The organism is Roseovarius sp., from assembly GCF_965228755.1.
In the GTDB taxonomy this organism is placed as follows: domain Bacteria; phylum Pseudomonadota; class Alphaproteobacteria; order Rhodobacterales; family Rhodobacteraceae; genus Roseovarius.
In genome coordinates, this window is the sequence record NZ_CBDDIG010000009.1 from 17,706 (window position 1) to 33,753 (window position 16,048).

Below are 16,048 nucleotides of genomic sequence, written 5' to 3' on the forward strand. Positions count from 1 at the left end.
TCAGGCGAGGAAGCCGGGGAGATCGTCCATCGCCACGACGTGGCAGTAGATCATGTTGATGATCTCGAGCTCGCGTTCGTGCAGATCATCGGTGGCGGCGGCGCAGGCGTCGTGGACCACCAGCACCTCGAAGCTTTCGTCGGCCAGCGAGCGGACGGTGGAGCTGACGCACTGGTCGGTGAAGATACCCGCGACGATGACATGGCGGATGCCGATATTGTGCAGCATCAGCCGCAGGTTGGTGCCGGTGAGCGCGCTGTCGGTGGTCTTGGTGACGACGATCTCGTCGCCCTGGGGCGCGAGGGCATCGACGAGCTGGCTGTCCTCGCGGTCCTTGGGCAGCAGGAGGTAGTTGAAGCCCGGCTTCTTCTGGCTGAGCGAGCGGTCGCGGCCGTCCTGTGTCTGGCAGGCGATGCGGGCGAACATGACCTCGAGCCCTTCCTTGCGGGCCCAGTCGATGAGCCGCGCGTTGTTGGGGATGACGATGTCGTTCATCCGGTCGAAGAAGGGCTGCCAGCGGCGGGCCTCGGCGTCGTCCTCGGGCGGTTCCAGATAGGTGTTCTGGATGTCGATCACCAGGAGCGCGGTGCTGGCCGGGTCGAGGGTAATGTCCTCGGGCTCTTCCGCGGTTGCGTAGTAGAAGCTGCGGAAGGCGGTTTTCCAGTTCCAGTCGCTCATTTCCGGCCCTTTCCCGGTTGGCTATGCGCCGATCCTGTCCATGTAGGCCTGGCCCAGCCGCGCGGTGGTAGCGGCGAAGCCGGGGGCCAGTTCCTGGGGTTCGGGCGCCTCGATATGGCTGCCGATCCAGGCCAGAAGGGCCATGCGGCGGAGCATGATGAAGGTGTCGATCTCGGCCTCTTCCGCCTCGCTCATGGGGCGGACCGAACGGTAGCCGCGCACCCAAGCCGCGCGCATGGCGGGGATGCGGGGATCATCCTCGATGAAGCTGATGGCGGCGGCGAAATCGTAGAGGAACCAGCCCCAGCCGCAATCGTCGAAATCGATGAGTCGGGTGCCGTTGCCGTCGACCAGCAGGTTGGCGAGCCGCATGTCGGCGTGGATCAGGTTGAAGCGGTCGGGCGCCTTGCCGAAGGCGTCGAGCCGGTTGCAGATGGTCTGCTGCACCTGTTCCAGCACTTGGGCCACCTCGGGCGTGACCTCTGGCGCGTCGCGCCAGTCGCCCCAGGTGGCGTTGGGGCCGAAAACGGCGGCGGCATCCCATGTGAGCCGCTCGAACCCGTCGGGCTTCTGCCAGTTCAGCACGTGGTCATGACAGCGCGCGGCGATGGTGCCCAGCTCCTCGAACCCGTCGGTCATGTCGCCGCTTTCATCCGGTTCGGAGCCTTCGACGAAGTGGAAGAGCACCATGTAGCGCGGGTCGGCCAGCCCCTCGGTGCGGCCCTGCTGGATGGGGTCGCCGTTCTTGCCGACGTAATAGCCGGGCGTCGTGACCACGCCATCGCGGTCGAGCGCCTCGAGCCAGGCAAGTTCGCATTCGATGGCGCGGTGGGAGTGGTAGTTCTCGCGGTGAATGCGCAGGACGGACTTGTAGCCGCCCGGCGCTTCCACGAGGTAGGTCGCGTTCTCGGAGACGTTGATCAGCCGCGCCGTGGCGCCCTCGGGCACGTCCCACAGCGACAGCGAGTCCTGCGCCAGTTTTTCGAGATGGCGCAGCAACTCCTCCAGCGGCATGTCCGATCCTGACATCGCGATCCTCCTTCGGCTGTGGTGGTCAGATTTCTTCCATCGCCTCGAGGGATTCAGGCAGGATCTGGCCGCCGTCAATGACAATCTGCTGACCGGTGATGTATCCGGCCTCGTCGGAGGCGAAGAACAGGGCGGCGTTGCCGATGTCTTCCACGTCGCCCAGCCGCTTGAGCGGGATCGAGGCGGCCATGGTGTCGAGGTAGTCCTGCCCGAGGTCCTGCAGCCCTTCGGTGTAGATGTTGCCCGGCATGACGGCGTTGATCGTGGTGTTGTAGCGCGACAGTTCCATCGCGGCAGTCTTGATGAAACCCAACTGGCCGGACTTGGAGGCGCCGTAATGCGACCAGCCGGGGAAGCCGGTGTGGGGCCCGGTGATCGAGGAGGTGATGACGACACGGCCCTTGCCGGCCTTCTCGAAATGCGGGATCGCCGCCTTCACGCAGAGGAAGGAGGAGCGCAGGTTGGTGGCCATCACCTGGTCCCATTCGGAGGGGTCCATGTCGACCATCTTGGTCTGCGGGAAGGCGCCGGCATTGGCGCAGAGCACGTGCAGGCCGCCCTGGGCCTCGGCGGTGCTGTCGATCATCTTCTTGACCGAGTCCCAGTCGGAGACGTCGCAGACCTCGTAGCGCACGTGGCCCTCGATCTCGCTTGCCGCCTTCTTCAGGTCGGCCTCGTTCCGGGCGGCGAGGGTGACCTTGGCGCCCTGGCGCGCGAAGACCGTGGCGATGCCGCGGCCGATGCCCTTGGAGCCGCCGGTGACGATGACGCTTTTGCCCTTGAGTGACGTAAGCATGGTTTTTCCTCCGTGTTGGTGTGTTCTCTGGTTTTTAGTCCTGGGCCGTTCTGGCCTCTTTGTTTGCCCGCATCAGCCAGACCACCGCGACCGCGAAGAGGATCAGCAGGAAGGAACCGACGACCGACATGATGCCAAGCGTGGGCACCAGCGGCGAATAGCCCGAGACCATCTTGGCATAGAGCCATTCCGGCAGGGTCGAGTCGGCCCCCGTGGTGAAGAGCGACAGCGGGAAGTTGCCCCAGCTGAGCAGGAAGGCGAAGAGGCCGGCCGAGACGATGCCGGGCATGAGCAGCGGCAGGGTGATCTCGCGCAGGACGGTGAAGGTACCGGCGCCCATGTCGCGGGCCGCTTCCTCGAGCGCGGGGTCGAAGCTGTAGGCGCGAATGGCGACGATCAGCGTGGCGATCGGCGTGATCCAGACGAGGTGGGCGACGACGGCGGTCTTCCAGGTGGGAATGATGCCCAGCGAGTTGAACCACATCAGCAGCGCCAGCCCCAGTACCGTCTGCGGGAAGAAGATCGGCAGCAGGATGAGCTTCTGGAAGGTGTTCCGGAAGCGCCACTGGTAACGGGCGAAGGCCAGCGCGCCGAAGAAGGCGAAGACAAGCGCGATCACGGTGACCAGCAGCGCGACCGACAGCGAGGTCAGGAGCAGCTCGCTGACCGTGCTGCTTTCCAGCGCCTCGCCGTACCACTTGGTCGAGTAGCGTTTGATCGGGAAGCTGAGGTAGCGCGCCCGCGACACAGAGGCGAAGCCCACCGACACGAGCGGCAGGTAGAGGAAGACAATCATCAGAATGCCGTAGATGAACAGGACGGTCCGGGTCAGGCGGCTGGGGTTCATCAGCGTTTCCTTCCCATGATGGCGTCGAGATCGACCTTGGAGACGCCGAACAGCGCCAGCGTGCCGATGATGACGATGAGGATCATCGAGAGCGCCGAGCCGAGCGGCCAGTTCTGGCCGAAGGTGAAGGCGGTTTCGATGTCGTCGGCGATGGCGATGACCGCCTGCCCGCCGAGGATCTTCGATTCCGCCAGCGCCCCGGCCGCCAGCACGAAGCTGAGCAGGGAGCCCACGACGATGCCGGGGGCGGCGAGCGGGATCTCGATCTGCCAGAGCACCTGCCAGCGGGTGGCGCCGAGGTCGTAGGCGGCCTGCCTTGTGTCATCGGGGACCATGGATATGCCCTGTGCCAGCGGGAAGAGCATGAAGGGCAGGTAGACGTAGACGAGGCCGAAGACGATGATCGGCACGCCGTAGAGCGGGCTGTCGAAGCCGATGCCCGTGAGGGCGCGGAAATGCCCCTCGATCAGCCCGCCCTTCATCAGGGTCAGCACCCAGCCGAAGAGGCGGATGTTTTCCGAGACGAACAGGCTCATGACGATGGCGATGGTCAGCACGATGGTGAAGCGCTTGAAGATCTTGGCCATGGCGTAGGCGAGCGGCCAGCAGACGATCAGCAGGATGACGGTGGAAGCCAGCGCCATGCCGAGCGACCACAGGAGCGACTTGTAGTAGCCCTGCTTGAAGAACACCGCGTAGGCCGAGAAATCGGGCGTGTTGGCCAGCGAGAAGACCTTGGGCGGCATGATCGAGAAGATCGCCACCACGACCAGTGGCGCGAGGAAGGCCAGCACCATCAGCAGGGTCACCGGCAGGGCCGACAGGAGCCCCAGTCTGCGGTCGAGGGTCTTCATGCGGCCTCGTCGATGAAATGGGTGTTGGCGGCGTTGAAGCCGACGGTGAGCTGTTCGCCCTCGGCGACGGCGCGGCGGTCCTCGCGCAGCTTCTCGACGGTGACCATGCCGGCGGCGGTCTCGATCTCGTACTGGATGCGGGAGCCGAGCGCGTACTCGCCGTGCAGGGTTCCGGTGAGGGTGAAGTCGAAACCCGCGCCGTCATCGGCGAAGCGGACGTATTCGGGGCGGACCATCAGGAGGCCGCGTGCGCCCGAGGGCGCCTTGGCCAGCGTGGCGCCGGGGCGGACGGTGAGCACGTCGCTGGTGACGGTGCCGTCGCCGGCGGCGGTGACGCCGAAGAGGTTCACCTCGCCCATGAACTCGGCCACGAAGCGGCTGACCGGGGCGCCGTAGATCTCGTCGGCTTCGGAGATCTGCTCGATCCGGCCTTCCTTCATGATGGCGATACGGTCGGACATGACCATCGCCTCTTCCAGCGAGTGGGTGATGTAGACGAAGGTCTTGCCGGTGCGGGCGTGCAGGTCTTTCAGCTCTTTCTCGAGGGTCTTGCGCAGGCGGTAGTCGAGCGCCGAGAGGGGTTCGTCGAAGAACAGAATCTCGGGGTCGAAGGCCAGCGCACGGGCCAGTGCCACGCGCTGTTTCTCGCCGCCGGAGCATTGCGAGATGCGCTTGTCGTAATAGCTTTGCGGCAGGCGCAGGAGGTCGAGCAGTTCGAGGGCGCGGGCCTTGCGGCGGTCGGGCGCCTCCTTGCGGAGCTTCAGCGGAAACTCGATGTTCTGGCCCACGGTCATGTGCGGGAAGAGCGCCAGCGACTGGAACACCATGCAGGTCGGCCGCAGGTTGGCCGGCGTCTGGTCGATGCGCTTGTCGCGCAGGCGGATTTCGCCGCCGGTCAGGTCGTCCATCCCCACCAGCAGGCGGATCAGGGTCGACTTGCCGCTGCCCGAGGGGCCGACGATCGTGAAGAATTCGCCCTCGTTGATATCGAGGTCGATCCGGTCGAGTGCGGTGAACGTTCCGAATGATTTCACGACGCCGCGCAGGCGCAGGAATGGCGAGGAATCCATGCTCTACCCTTGGAAACTGGAAATTCTGGCGGATGGCCCCGGCGCGGGTGGCGCCGGGACCGGCCGGATCACGACCGACGTTCTTCGGTGTAGATGTCGATCAGCGTGTCGTAGGAGGCGACGACCTGGTAGTCGAGCGAGCGCTCCATCTCCTCGGCGAGGGTGTCCATCTGGATCGCGTCCAGCTCTTCCTCGTCGAACAGCGCCATCACCGCCTCGTCGCCCATCTGGCTGACCGGGTTGTAGGTGCCCTCGGTGAAAGCGACGGCCTTGGAGATTTCCGGCTGCTGCACGAATTCGAGGAATTCCTGCGCCAGGTCGCTGGGATCGGGGTTGTTGACCAGCGAGGTCAGCTCGATCCAGACCACGCCGCCCTTGCCGTCGACCGGGCCCGAGCGGGGCGTGATGCCGCGCACGTTGGTGGCGCCGTCATAGCGCGCCGGCGATGCGGTGTAGGTGCCGCCGGTGAAGTAGGCGTCGATCTCGCCGTTGATGAGCGCGGTGTTCATCGCCACCAGATCGTCGGTCATCAGCTTGGCGCCGCCGAAGATGGTCTTGGCGGTTTCGCGGAACTTCTCGACATCCTCGCCCTCGATCGGTTCGAACGGGTTGAGGCCGGCGGTCAGGCACATGTGCATGACGTTCCAGTTGTCGTAGGTCAGAACGCCGTAGCGGCCCTGCATTTCCGGGTCGAGGAACAGGTTCCAGCCCTGGTCTTCGGCCATGTCCTGGCTGATGACATCGGTGTTCACCACGAAGCTGAACGGGCCGTAGCGCTGGGGCATGCCGATCAGCTCGCCATCGTCGGCAAAGGACAGCTCGTAGGGCGGGTTCTTGAAGGACGGCAACATCTTGTCGAAATACGGCATGAAGCGGTCCTTGTTGAGCGGCTTGATCAGCCCCTCGGGATAGAGCCGGTCGCGCGCCCAGGGCTGGTTGACGTTGATCAGGTCCCAGACCGAGGTTTCCCCGGCGCGGAGCTTGTTGATCATGTCCGGGTCGGATGTGCCGCTTTCGGCGCGGATGGTGGCATCGGGGTGCGCGTCGCGGAACGGCCCGAGCACCTCGTCGGAGTTGTAGCCTTCCCAGCACAGGATGTTCATCCGGTCACTGCGGGCGGCGAATGCCGGGCTCAGCGGGCCCGCGGCTGCGAGGCCTGCCAGGACGGCAGAGCGGCCCATGAACTGTCTTCTGGAAAATCTGTTGGTCATATTCAGTTACCTCCGGTTGGTTGGTTTGGTTATATTGCGCCCCGTTCAGGCGGAGCGGCCTTTTATTTTTTCTAGCGTCTGAGTGATTTTATCTCTAGCCGTTTGCATGTCCTCGAGGGTGCCGGACATGAAAATCCGCCCCGTGGCGCCCATCATTTGAACATCGTTGATCACGGCCTGGGGTGCGGCCTTCTCGGCCTCGTTGGCGGCAACGCAGGCGAAAAGCGCCGGCGTCATCTCGTAGATCAGGAGCGCCACGCCCGGCACCAGGATCGAGCCGTCGCGCGAGCGGTTGAGGATGATCGCATGCTGGTCGGAGAGATCCTCGATGATGTCGTGGTAGAGGATCTTCGGCGCAAGCTGGTCGGTGGCCTTGGCGCCGATGCCCTTGAGGATCGCCTTGCCGGCGGCGTCGAGGTCTTTCATGTCGTCGGCGTGCAGCTCCAGCAGGCCGAACTGGCGCTCGGTGAAGAGGATGCCCGGCTCCATGTCCGGCGCTTCCTTGAGCGCGAGGTCGGCGATGCGGTGGATGCTGAGCGCCGGGGCCACCTCGATGATCAGCGAGTTCTGGCCGCGGAAGGGCGGGTAGGCCCGCGCCCGCAGGGGGGAGGAGAGATAGGCCGCGAATTGCGGCTGCAGATCTTCGATCGGAAGATATACGCGAAGCTCTGTCATGATCCGGTCCGGTCCCCCTGCGGTGGTGCGGTTACTTGGAGACGGCCGCGGCCGAGAAATGCTTGCCGAGATCGGCATGCGGGCGCGGGATGACGTGGACCGCGGTGACTTCGCCGACCTGGCTTGCGGCTTCGGCGCCGGCTTCGGTCGCGGCCTTGACGGCGCCCACGTCGCCCTTGACGACGACGGAGACGAGACCGCCGCCGACTTCGTTGCGGGCGACGATTTCGACGTTCGCGGCCTTGACCATGGCGTCGGCCGCGGAAAGCGCGGGCACGTAGCCTTTGGTTTCGATCATTCCGATTGCGAGATTAGCCATGGGTGTGTTCCTTCATGGTTGACTGTTACTTCGTTTCGTCGATTGAGCCGATGATCAGCGCGTCCACGGGCACGGTCTGGCCCTGGAAATAGCCGGCGGCGACCGAGCCCTGGGTGACCAGCACGGTTTCGCCCGTGTCGCAGCCCAGCGGGTCGAAGGCGATCAGCTTGGAACCGCCGTCGGTCTCGACCTCGAGCAGCGCCCCGCGCGGCAGCGAGGGCACGCGGCGGGTCGACCAGACCTTTCCGATGACACGGCCTTGTATCATGTCTTATCCCTTTCGATCCGGATGCCACGGCGGCGCGCCTCGTCCCGCGCGAGCGGGGTGAGCCGGCTGGCCGGCCCGATGCGCAGGCTGCGGGCGGAGGGGGCGAGCGCGTTGATGTCGCGCTCGGTGATCAGTGATTTTTCCAGCCGCTCGGGGGCCTTGCGGGCCGGGCCGGTGACCATTGGCATGGAAGGGGCCGATGGTGCGCGGGTGGGCGTGGTCAGTTCGAAGACCAGCTCGCCCCGCGCCACACGCTCGGCGAAGCCCGGCTCGGAGGCGCGTTGCAGGAGATCCTGGGCAAAGCGCGTCAGGTCGGCGCCCGAGGTGATGCGCACCTGTTCCGTGGCCGGCGCGCCCTGCCCCGCCTCGGACCGCAGCGCAGCGATTTCCTCGCGCAGGATGGCGCGAATCTCGTCCCGGAGGGCTGACATCACGACGCTCCTGCATCACGTAACGCGCCTTCGGCCGCGTTTCTGGCGTTGCGCACGTCGGCCTCGGTGCCGGCAAGGTAGAGCCGGCCGTTGGCGCCGATCATCCGCATGTCGATGAGCTTGACGTCGGCTTCCTTCTCGGCCTCGTTGCAGGCGAGGATGGCATAGGCCGCCGACTGGCATTCGAGCAGGTAGATGCTATCGCCGCCCAGCACCATCGAGCCCAGCTTGTTGCGGTTCATCAGGAACGCGTGCTGGTCGTCGACATTGGTGACGAGCTTGGAGGCGAGAATCTTGGGCGGGGCGACGTCGTTGGCCGTCTTGCCCAGCGCCTCGAGGATGGCGGCGGCGCCGGAATGGACCTCTGCCGTCGAGCGGGAGTGGAATTGCAGCGTGCCGAACTGGCGTTCGACCACCAGGAGGCCCGCGTGGACATCGGCGCTTTTGAGCACGGTGTCGGTCAGGGCCTCGACATCCAGCCCCGGCGCGATCTCGACGATCTGGGCGGCCATGCGCAGGCGCGGCAGGGTGCCGCGCATCCAGGTGGAGATGTAGGCCAGCGTCTGCGGCTGAAGCTGGTCGATGAAGATCGAGGCGCGGAGTTCGGTCATGCCTCGCCCCCCTTCAGGCTGCGGAGTTCTTCGAGGATCAGGCGGCGGAGTTCGTCGCGGCTGACATCGCCGGAGGATTGGGCCGGTTCGGGCGGCGGGGCGGCGGGTTTGGGGGCCGCGCGGCCGGAGGAGACGGCCGAGAGGTCGATGCCGGCGAGGTTGGCGGGCAGGTCCTTGGCATAGGCGATGCGGGTCCATTGCACGAGGTGCTGTGGCCCGAGATTCTCGCCGATGGAGGAGCGGCCGGCGAAGCCCGTGCCGATGGTGAAGGAGGGCGGCAGGTGGGTGGCGAAGCCCGCCGCGCCTTGCGAACAGGGGGCGTTGACGACGACGCGGTAGACCGGGACGCCCTGGGAGAAGGCGACGAGGCGGTCACTGTCCTCGCCATGGAAGGCGGCGGAGTGCCCTGCCCCGCGGCGCGCGGTGTGCTTGGCGAAAGTCAGCGCCTGCTGGAAATCGGTGGCCGCCGTCAGGGTCAGCACCGGGCAGAGCTTTTCGCGGAAAAAGAGGTCATCCTGCCCCGGGGTGGCGACAACCGGCACGAGCACCTTGGTAGAGGGGTTGACGCGCAGGCCCGCGCGTTCAGCGATCCAGGTGGCGCTTTTGCCGATGGCTTCGAGGTTGAAGCCCTTGTCGGTAAAGAGATAATCGCGCAGGCGGTCGGTGTCGGCCTCGTTGCAGACATGCGCTCCCGCCGAGCGCAGGGCGCGTTCCATGTTGCCGCGGTTGGATTCGAGGGTCAGGGCCACGCTTTCGTTGGTGCAGAGCACCGAGTTGTCGAAGGCCTTGCTTTCGACAAGGCAGCGGGCGGCGGCGTCGACCTTGGCGGAGGGGTCGATATAGGCGACCGCGTTGCCCGGCCCCACGCCCATCGCCGGGTTGCCCGAGGAATAGGCCGCGCGGACCATGGCGGTGCCGCCGGTGGCGAGGATGACGTTGATGCGGTCGGAACTCATGATGTCCTGCACCAGCGGGATCGAGGGATCCTCGACGCATTGGATGAGGCCCGCGGGGGCGCCCGCCGCTTCTGCCGCCTGTGCGAGATGCCGGGCGGCGGCGGCGGAGACGGTTTTCGCCGCCGGGTGCGGGCTGAGGACGATGGCGTTGCGGCTGAGGATGGCCAGCATCGCCTTGTAATACACGGTGGCAACCGGGTTGGTGGCTGGCGCCAGCGCAAAGACCACGCCCGCGGGTTTGGGCAGTTCGATGATCTTGGCGTCCTCGTTCACGCGGGGGGTGACGAGGTCGAGGTCGCGGTAGTAGTCGAGCAGCTCGTGGGTGCAGAGCTTGTTCTTGATGGTCTTGTGTTCGACCACGCCGAAGCCGGTTTCCGACACCGCTTCATCGGCGAATTGCGCGGCCTTGTCGTGGCCGGCTTTTGCCACGGCCTCGGCGATGGCCAGCACCGCCTCGCGGCTGAAATCCTTGTAGTAGCGGGCGGCCCAGGCGGCGCGGCCCACCTTCATGCGGGCGCGGGAGAGCTCCCTGTCGGGGACCGCGAGGCGGGGGGCGTCAAACGTCGCGTGTTCGGTCATGCCGCGCGCCTCATGGTCTTGAGAAGTTGCCGGGCGCGGGGCATGGCGGCGTCGAACCGGTCCATGATTTCCTGGCAGGTGTCGACGTCGAGCACGACGCCGGGCTTGAATTGCAGCACCCGCTTGTCGAGCGAGGAGAAGATCGCCCAGACGCCGTTTTCATAAAGCGCGCGGGAGACGGCGACGGCGCCCTCGGGGTGGTCGAATTCCAGCCCCAGCACCACGCCGCGCTGGCGGACGCCGACGAAGATGTCGCTGTGGCGTTCCATCATCTCGGCCATGGCCTGCGAGAAGAACTCGGCGACGAAATGGACGTTCGAGACGACCTCGGGGCGTTGCAGCATCTCCATCACGTGATGGCCGACGAGGCAGCCGAGTTCGGCACCGCCGGAGGTGCTGATATGGGCCGCGCCGTCCTCGACCAGCCACTGGCCGCATTCCTCGGTCGTGAGGCAGGCGCTGATCGGGTAGATGCCGCCGCCCAGCCCCTTGCCACAAACGAACATGTCGGGGGTGACGCCGTAGCCCTGCCAGCCCCACATGACGCCGGTGCGCATCAGGCCGGTCTGGACCTCGTCGGCGATGAACTTGGTGCCGTACTTGCGGCAGAGGTCCTGGCAGGCCTTGAGGTAGCCGTCATCGGGCATAGGGAAGCCGTAAGTGGCGGGGATGGTTTCGACGATGAAGCCGGCGACGTCGCGGTTCTTGAGCACCTGTTCGAGCGCGTCGATGTCGTTGAAGGGGACCTGCAGGAACTCGTCGGGCTTGTCCGAGAGGAAGATCTTGGAGAAGCGTTCATCGCCGGTGGCGACGGAGAGGCCGGAATGGCCGTGATAGCCCTTGATGATCGAGACGATCTTGCGCCGCTTGGTGGCGTAACGCGCTGTTTTCAAGGCGATTTCCACCGCCTCGGCGCCGCCCGACCCGAAGATCGCGTACTTCATGTGGGGCGCGGTGTTCACCAGCTTCTCGGCAAAGGCCGCGCGGGCGACGGAGGGGAACCAGTGGTTGCCCATGTCGAAATAGTCGAGCCCGGATTTCAGCACCTCGACCAGTTCCGGGTGGCGGTGGCCGAAATTGTAGGTGCCGCCGTTGAGGTGCAGGTCGATCAGGCGCTTGCCGGACATGTCGTAGAGGAAATACCCCTCGCGACGGTCGATGACCATCGGCGTGCCGGCCTCTGTCCAGAAGCTGACCTTGCCGGGATTCCAGTATTCCGCGGCCTTTTTCAGGAGATCTTCCTTCGAGTCGAAGGAGAAGTAACCGTAGTTGAACACGCGATTCCCCTTTGCAGATCACCCGGAGATTAGCAGGAAATTAACGTGTCACAACATTTTTTGACCGACTTCGGTCATTTTACCTTAGATTTTTGAGGCAACTCCCGTATATTGCGTGCAATTCAGCAGGGCGCCGACCGCGAAATGTCTAAGAAAACACAAAGACATGACCAGATTCTCAGCATCCTCGAGGTGAACCCCTCGATCCGGGTGGCGGAGCTTGCAGAAGAACTGGGCGTGTCGAGCGAGACGGTGCGGCGCGACCTGAGCGAGCTGGACGAGACCGGGCGGATCAAGCGGACCTATGGCGGCGCCGTGCGCACCAAGACGTTCGAGCCGGCGCTGGCCGAGCGGTTGCAGCTTCACGTCAAGGAGCGCGAGCAGATCGCCCAGCGCGCGCTGGAGCGGGTGGGCGATGCCGGAAGCCTGTTCATCGGCGGCGGGGCGACGACGCTGCATTTCGCGCGGGCGCTGCGGGGGATCGACCGGCAGCTGACCGTGCTGACCCCGGCTTTCAGCATCGCGACCGAGCTTTCGGTCAACCCGCTGATCCAGGTGATGTCGCTGCCCGGCGTGGTCGAGCCGCGCGAGGGGCTGGTCTATGGCGCCGAGACGATCAAGTGCATCAAGCAGTTCCGCACCCCGATCGCGGTGACCGGCGCCTCGGGCGTCGACGAAGAGGGGATGAGCGAGGCGCTGCTGCACGCCGGTCAGGTCTACTCTGCAATGATCGAGGCGGCGGACGAGGCGCTGATCCTGGCCGATGCGTCGAAGTTCGGGCACCGGTCGCTGCAGCGAATCATCGACTGGCAGCCCGGCGTGACGCTGATCACCGATGAACGCCCGCCGCCGCCGCTGTGGGATGCGATCCGTCAGGCCGAGGCGGATATAATCGCCGGCTGAACGATTTCTTAAGGCACAGGGAGGTGCCGCGGACGATGAGCAACAGCTACGACGCCAACCGCTGGAAACGGTTCGACGACTGGGACGCGCGCCCGCTGCGGCATGACCAGTTCGCGGTAGAGGACCCTGAGAACGGGTTTTCCGCCTTTGCCGGGGCCGCCGACCCCAAGCCCGGCCTGACGGTCGGGAACGGGCGGGTCGCGTCGATGGACGGGATCCCGGCGGCCGAGTTCGACATGATCGACGCCTTCATTGCCGCGCATCACCTCGACATGGACGTGGCGGAGGAGGCGATGGCCATCCCGTCGGAGCGGCTGGCGCGGATGCTGGTGGACATGAACGTGCCGCGCGAGGAGCTGGTGCGGCTGGCGCGGGGCTTGACGCCGGCGAAGCTGGCCGAGGCGGTGGCGCAGCTCAACGCGATGGAGATCGCCTTTGCCTATTCCAAGATGCGGGCGCGGAAAACGCCGGGAAACCAGGCACATGTGACCAATGCCAAGGATGATCCCCTGCAGCTTGCGGCGGATGCGGCGATTGCCGTGGCGCTGGGGTTCGACGAGATCGAGACGACGATGCGGGTGGCGCGGAACTCGTGGTCGAACGCGCTGGCCTGTTGCGTGGGCTCGGTCGTGGGGCGGGCGGGAACGCTGTTCCAGTGCTCGAGCGAGGAGGCCGAGGAGCTGGAGATCGGCATGGCCGGTTTCACCTCCTATGCCGAGACGGTATCGGTCTATGGCACGGAAAGCGCCTTTGTCGACGGGGACGATACGCCGTGGTCGAAGGCGTGGCTGGCCGCCGCCTATGCCTCGCGGGGGATCAAGATGCGCTGTACCTCGGGGGCGGCGTCGGAATTGCTGATGGGGTATCACGAGGCGAAATCGCTTCTGTATCTGGAGGCGCGGTGCCTGTGCCTGCAGCGGGGCATGGGCTCGCAAGGGACGCAGAACGGCGGGATCGACGGGGCGCCGCTGGCGTCCTCCATCCCCGGCGGCGTGCGGGAGATCTGGGCGGAGAACCTGCTGGCGGTGTGGCTGGACCTTGAATGTGCATCGGGCAACGATGCGCGGCACTCGGAATCCGAGATGCGGGTGGCGGCGAAGGTGTTGCCCTTCCTGATCGGGGGGTCGGACCTGATCTGTTCGGGGTTCGGAAGTATCCTGAAATACGACAATTCGTTCAACCCGTCCTCGTTCAACGGCGAGGAGCTGGAGGAATTCCTTGTTCTGCAACGGGATTTCGAGGCGGATGGGGGCCTGACCCCGATCGAGGATGCCAGCGCGCTCGGTCTGCGGCGGCGGGCGGTGGATGCGCTGAGCCATGTGCTGAAGGACCTGGGGCTGGCGGAGCCGACGGAGGTGATGAAGCGTTCGGTGGCGGTGGCGTCTGGGTCGAACGACACGGAGAGTTTCGCGCCGCGCGACGTGGCGGTGATCAGCGACCGGATCAGCAGCCGGGGGATCACGGTGATCGACGTGATCCGCTCGCTGTATGGTGGCGGGTTTCGGGAGGAGGCGGAGAACCTGCTTTTCCTCGTGAAACTTAGGGTGTCGGGGGATTATTTGCAGACTTCGGCGATCATTCGCGACGGGCATGTGATCAGCGCGATCAACGATCCGAATGACTATACCGGCCCCGGCACCGGCTATCGGGTGAGCGAGGCGCGGCGGGCGGAGCTGGCGGCGATACGGAACGTGCTGGACCGCGAAGAGGTGCTGCGGCGGGAGGCGGCGAGCGAGGCCGGAGAGGCGCGCGCGGTGGAGTATCGGACGATGGGGCCGGCGGAGCGCGGCGACGATCCGGGCGAGGTGGTGGTGGGCGTAAGCCCCGGATTTGGCACGAAGATTTTCCGGACGCTGGCCGGGCATCCGCTGAGCGCGGTGCTGCGGGCGTTGAGGGACGGAATCGAGGCCGGTGGCGGGCGGATGCGGGTGCTGCGGATCCGGCATACGGCGGATACGTCTTTCCTGGGGCTGAGCGCGGCGCGGCTGTCGGGGTCGGGCATCGGGATCGGCATCCAGTCGAAGGGGACGGCGGTGATCCATCAGAAGGACCGGCTGCCGCATAACAACCTCGAGCTTTTCTCGAACGCGCCGGTGACGACGCTGGCGCATTACCGGGCGCTGGGGGAGAACGCGGCGGGCTATGCGAAGGGCGATTTGCCGGCGCCGGTGGTGGTGCCGACGCAGGGCGAGGCGCTGGGGGCAAGGTTCCATGCGCGGGTGGCGCTGACCTATGCGATCGAGACGAAGATGTGCGAGAACAACGCCTCGCCCGAGGCGTTGGAGATCGATTTCGCGGAGGGGGCCGATGGGGGATAAACCACTGGGCGTGAAGGATTATCCGCTGGCCGAGACCTGCCCCGAGCGGGTGACGGGCCATCGTGGCAAGGCGCTGGATGCGCTGACCATCGAGGCGGTACTGAGCGGTGAGTTGCAGATGGAAGACCTGCGGATCACGGCGGAGGCGTTGAGGCGGCAGGCGGAGATTGCGCGGGATGCCGGGCGGGCGGCGCTGGGGCGGAATTTCGAGCGGGCGGCGGAGATGACGCGGGTGCCGCAGGCGGTGGTGATGGAGGTCTACGAGCTGCTGCGGCCGGGGCGGGCGCCGTCGAAGGAGGCGCTTTTGCAGGCGGCGCAGGGGCTTCGGGAGGAGTATGGAGCGGAGGCGCTGGCCGGGCTCGTGGAAGAGGCGGCGGAGGTCTACGAGAAACGGGGGCTGTTCCGGACGCGGTATTGAGGGGCGGCGATTCGTTGGTTAACGGCTTTGTTTCGAAGGGATTTCGACGTCGGTATCACGTCGGTATTTCGTCGGTATCGCGTCGGTTTCGGGGTCTGTGACGGCGAGGGTTGATGTGGCGTCCCGCGCGCAACACGCGATATCTGGGGGGTGGCGCAACACCCACGGTGGCAGGTCGCCCGACCGTCAGGGCAGGCCGTCAGAGCACTCGGTCGAGCATGGCATCGACCATGAACGCGACCACCTCCCGGGCCTGGTCGGGGGAGGCGCCGGCGACGTCGATCAACGCGATCAAGGCTTCCATTCCGGTCGAGGCCGACAGGGCGCAGACGAGCGTTTCCTTCTGGTCGTCCCTCAGCCCGGTGTCATGTTCCGAGAGCGCGCGGTGGAACATGGCGACGCGGCGACCGCCCCGCGCGGCCACCCTGCTTTCGGCGGACCATGCGCGCATCGACGCGGCGAGGAACTGCCGGAACTCGGGTTCGTTCTCGAGCGCGAGATCGAGGAAGTACAGGCAGATCGCCTTGAGCTTGCCGCGCAGGTCCGGGGCGCCGCTGACGACGGCCTCGTAGGGCTTGACCGCGATGTCGAGCACGGCTTCTGCCACGAGGAGGTCGGCGTCGGAAAAATAGCGGTAGCTGGTGGCCTTGGAGATGCCGGTTTCGGCGGCGGCGGCGGCGACGGTCACGGGTTTGCCTTCCGACAGCAGTTTACGGGCCCCGTCCAGGATGGCCTGTCGCGTGCGCGCGCGTTGTGCGGATCGGCCTTTGGTCTTGGGCATTGCGGATTCCGTGGCTTGCCGTTCGTG

At 65.9% G+C, this 16,048-nt stretch carries 18 protein-coding genes; 3 read left to right on the forward strand and 15 right to left on the reverse strand.

From position 1 onward, the window contains the following. The 14 genes from ACO07J_RS16485 to ACO07J_RS16550 form a co-directional block, all read right to left on the reverse strand. Complete coding sequence (locus tag ACO07J_RS16485) at positions 1 to 678, reverse strand: cysteine hydrolase family protein (RefSeq protein WP_422030937.1); 678 nt, start codon at positions 676 to 678, stop codon at positions 1 to 3. A gap of 21 nt (positions 679 to 699) precedes the next feature. Continuing rightward, a complete protein-coding gene (locus tag ACO07J_RS16490) occupies positions 700 to 1,707 on the reverse strand; it encodes a phosphotransferase enzyme family protein (protein ID WP_422030939.1) in 1,008 nt (335 codons plus the stop codon). A 25-nt stretch (positions 1,708 to 1,732) separates the two neighbouring features. Then, positions 1,733 to 2,503 carry a 3-oxoacyl-ACP reductase FabG gene (gene fabG, locus ACO07J_RS16495; RefSeq protein WP_422030941.1) on the reverse strand — a complete coding sequence of 257 codons (771 nt, stop codon included), beginning with the start codon at positions 2,501 to 2,503 and terminating at the stop codon, positions 1,733 to 1,735. 34 nt (positions 2,504 to 2,537) lie between these two features. Next, on the reverse strand, positions 2,538 to 3,350 hold the full coding sequence (locus ACO07J_RS16500; protein ID WP_422030943.1) for an ABC transporter permease: 813 nt from the start codon (positions 3,348 to 3,350) through the stop codon (positions 2,538 to 2,540). Continuing rightward, on the reverse strand, positions 3,350 to 4,204 hold the full coding sequence (locus tag ACO07J_RS16505; RefSeq protein ID WP_422030945.1) for an ABC transporter permease: 855 nt from the start codon (positions 4,202 to 4,204) through the stop codon (positions 3,350 to 3,352). The genes ACO07J_RS16500 and ACO07J_RS16505 overlap by 1 nt, the downstream gene beginning before the upstream one ends. Beyond that, entirely contained in the window at positions 4,201 to 5,274 is a 1,074-nt protein-coding gene (locus ACO07J_RS16510) for an ABC transporter ATP-binding protein (RefSeq protein ID WP_422030947.1), read from the reverse strand. The genes ACO07J_RS16505 and ACO07J_RS16510 overlap by 4 nt, the downstream gene beginning before the upstream one ends. Before the next feature lie 68 nt (positions 5,275 to 5,342). Beyond that, positions 5,343 to 6,485, reverse strand: coding sequence for an ABC transporter substrate-binding protein (locus tag ACO07J_RS16515; RefSeq protein WP_422030949.1), 1,143 nt, complete (start codon positions 6,483 to 6,485; stop codon positions 5,343 to 5,345). Between the two features lie 45 nt (positions 6,486 to 6,530). Beyond that, positions 6,531 to 7,160, reverse strand: a complete 630-nt coding sequence (locus ACO07J_RS16520) for a microcompartment protein (RefSeq protein ID WP_422030951.1) — start codon at positions 7,158 to 7,160, stop codon at positions 6,531 to 6,533. Positions 7,161 to 7,191: 31 nt separating this feature from the next. Continuing rightward, positions 7,192 to 7,479 (reverse strand): BMC domain-containing protein, encoded by a 288-nt coding sequence (locus ACO07J_RS16525; protein ID WP_152491589.1) that lies wholly within the window; start codon positions 7,477 to 7,479, stop codon positions 7,192 to 7,194. Positions 7,480 to 7,504: 25 nt separating this feature from the next. Continuing rightward, positions 7,505 to 7,747, reverse strand: a complete 243-nt coding sequence (locus ACO07J_RS16530) for a EutN/CcmL family microcompartment protein (protein WP_422030953.1) — start codon at positions 7,745 to 7,747, stop codon at positions 7,505 to 7,507. Then, on the reverse strand, positions 7,744 to 8,178 hold the full coding sequence (locus ACO07J_RS16535) for a hypothetical protein (RefSeq protein ID WP_422030955.1): 435 nt from the start codon (positions 8,176 to 8,178) through the stop codon (positions 7,744 to 7,746). Before ACO07J_RS16535 ends, ACO07J_RS16530 begins: the two co-directional genes overlap by 4 nt. After that, positions 8,178 to 8,789: a BMC domain-containing protein gene (locus tag ACO07J_RS16540; RefSeq protein ID WP_350131322.1), complete on the reverse strand. Its 612-nt coding sequence runs from the start codon at positions 8,787 to 8,789 to the stop codon at positions 8,178 to 8,180. The genes ACO07J_RS16535 and ACO07J_RS16540 overlap by 1 nt, the downstream gene beginning before the upstream one ends. After that, on the reverse strand, positions 8,786 to 10,324 hold the full coding sequence (locus ACO07J_RS16545; protein ID WP_422030957.1) for an aldehyde dehydrogenase family protein: 1,539 nt from the start codon (positions 10,322 to 10,324) through the stop codon (positions 8,786 to 8,788). Before ACO07J_RS16545 ends, ACO07J_RS16540 begins: the two co-directional genes overlap by 4 nt. Continuing rightward, positions 10,321 to 11,601: an aspartate aminotransferase family protein gene (locus ACO07J_RS16550; RefSeq protein ID WP_422030959.1), complete on the reverse strand. Its 1,281-nt coding sequence runs from the start codon at positions 11,599 to 11,601 to the stop codon at positions 10,321 to 10,323. Before ACO07J_RS16550 ends, ACO07J_RS16545 begins: the two co-directional genes overlap by 4 nt. Before the next feature lie 144 nt (positions 11,602 to 11,745). On the opposite strand from ACO07J_RS16550, the gene ACO07J_RS16555 reads away from it, so the two are divergent. From ACO07J_RS16555 to ACO07J_RS16565, 3 genes are read left to right on the forward strand one after another with little or no spacing between them, the layout of a single operon-like run. Further along, complete coding sequence (locus ACO07J_RS16555) at positions 11,746 to 12,504, forward strand: DeoR/GlpR family DNA-binding transcription regulator (protein WP_422030961.1); 759 nt, start codon at positions 11,746 to 11,748, stop codon at positions 12,502 to 12,504. Positions 12,505 to 12,539: 35 nt separating this feature from the next. Next, the gene (locus tag ACO07J_RS16560) at positions 12,540 to 14,822 is read left to right on the forward strand and encodes a propanediol/glycerol family dehydratase large subunit (protein WP_422030963.1); all 2,283 of its coding nucleotides are present in this window, start codon (positions 12,540 to 12,542) and stop codon (positions 14,820 to 14,822) included. Next, a complete protein-coding gene (locus tag ACO07J_RS16565) occupies positions 14,812 to 15,240 on the forward strand; it encodes a diol dehydratase small subunit (protein WP_422030965.1) in 429 nt (142 codons plus the stop codon). The genes ACO07J_RS16560 and ACO07J_RS16565 overlap by 11 nt, the downstream gene beginning before the upstream one ends. Positions 15,241 to 15,439: 199 nt before the next feature. Here the strand turns inward: ACO07J_RS16565 and ACO07J_RS16570 are convergent, their stop codons facing one another. Continuing rightward, the gene (locus tag ACO07J_RS16570; RefSeq protein ID WP_422030967.1) at positions 15,440 to 16,021 is read right to left on the reverse strand and encodes a TetR/AcrR family transcriptional regulator; all 582 of its coding nucleotides are present in this window, start codon (positions 16,019 to 16,021) and stop codon (positions 15,440 to 15,442) included. Positions 16,022 to 16,048 lie beyond the last annotated feature (27 nt).

Coding starts and splice junctions, on each gene's coding strand:
- ACO07J_RS16485 (WP_422030937.1), bottom strand. CDS start 678: ATGAGCGACTGGAACTGGAAAACCGCCTTCCGCAGCTTCTACTACGCA.
- ACO07J_RS16555 (WP_422030961.1), top strand. CDS start 11,746: ATGTCTAAGAAAACACAAAGACATGACCAGATTCTCAGCATCCTCGAG.
- ACO07J_RS16510 (WP_422030947.1), bottom strand. CDS start 5,274: ATGGATTCCTCGCCATTCCTGCGCCTGCGCGGCGTCGTGAAATCATTC.
- fabG (WP_422030941.1), bottom strand. CDS start 2,503: ATGCTTACGTCACTCAAGGGCAAAAGCGTCATCGTCACCGGCGGCTCC.
- ACO07J_RS16490 (WP_422030939.1), bottom strand. CDS start 1,707: ATGTCAGGATCGGACATGCCGCTGGAGGAGTTGCTGCGCCATCTCGAA.
- ACO07J_RS16535 (WP_422030955.1), bottom strand. CDS start 8,178: ATGTCAGCCCTCCGGGACGAGATTCGCGCCATCCTGCGCGAGGAAATC.
- ACO07J_RS16530 (WP_422030953.1), bottom strand. CDS start 7,747: ATGATACAAGGCCGTGTCATCGGAAAGGTCTGGTCGACCCGCCGCGTG.
- ACO07J_RS16515 (WP_422030949.1), bottom strand. CDS start 6,485: ATGACCAACAGATTTTCCAGAAGACAGTTCATGGGCCGCTCTGCCGTC.
- ACO07J_RS16545 (WP_422030957.1), bottom strand. CDS start 10,324: ATGACCGAACACGCGACGTTTGACGCCCCCCGCCTCGCGGTCCCCGAC.
- ACO07J_RS16540 (WP_350131322.1), bottom strand. CDS start 8,789: ATGACCGAACTCCGCGCCTCGATCTTCATCGACCAGCTTCAGCCGCAG.
- ACO07J_RS16520 (WP_422030951.1), bottom strand. CDS start 7,160: ATGACAGAGCTTCGCGTATATCTTCCGATCGAAGATCTGCAGCCGCAA.
- ACO07J_RS16505 (WP_422030945.1), bottom strand. CDS start 4,204: ATGAAGACCCTCGACCGCAGACTGGGGCTCCTGTCGGCCCTGCCGGTG.
- ACO07J_RS16560 (WP_422030963.1), top strand. CDS start 12,540: ATGAGCAACAGCTACGACGCCAACCGCTGGAAACGGTTCGACGACTGG.
- ACO07J_RS16570 (WP_422030967.1), bottom strand. CDS start 16,021: ATGCCCAAGACCAAAGGCCGATCCGCACAACGCGCGCGCACGCGACAG.
- ACO07J_RS16565 (WP_422030965.1), top strand. CDS start 14,812: ATGGGGGATAAACCACTGGGCGTGAAGGATTATCCGCTGGCCGAGACC.
- ACO07J_RS16500 (WP_422030943.1), bottom strand. CDS start 3,350: ATGAACCCCAGCCGCCTGACCCGGACCGTCCTGTTCATCTACGGCATT.
- ACO07J_RS16525 (WP_152491589.1), bottom strand. CDS start 7,479: ATGGCTAATCTCGCAATCGGAATGATCGAAACCAAAGGCTACGTGCCC.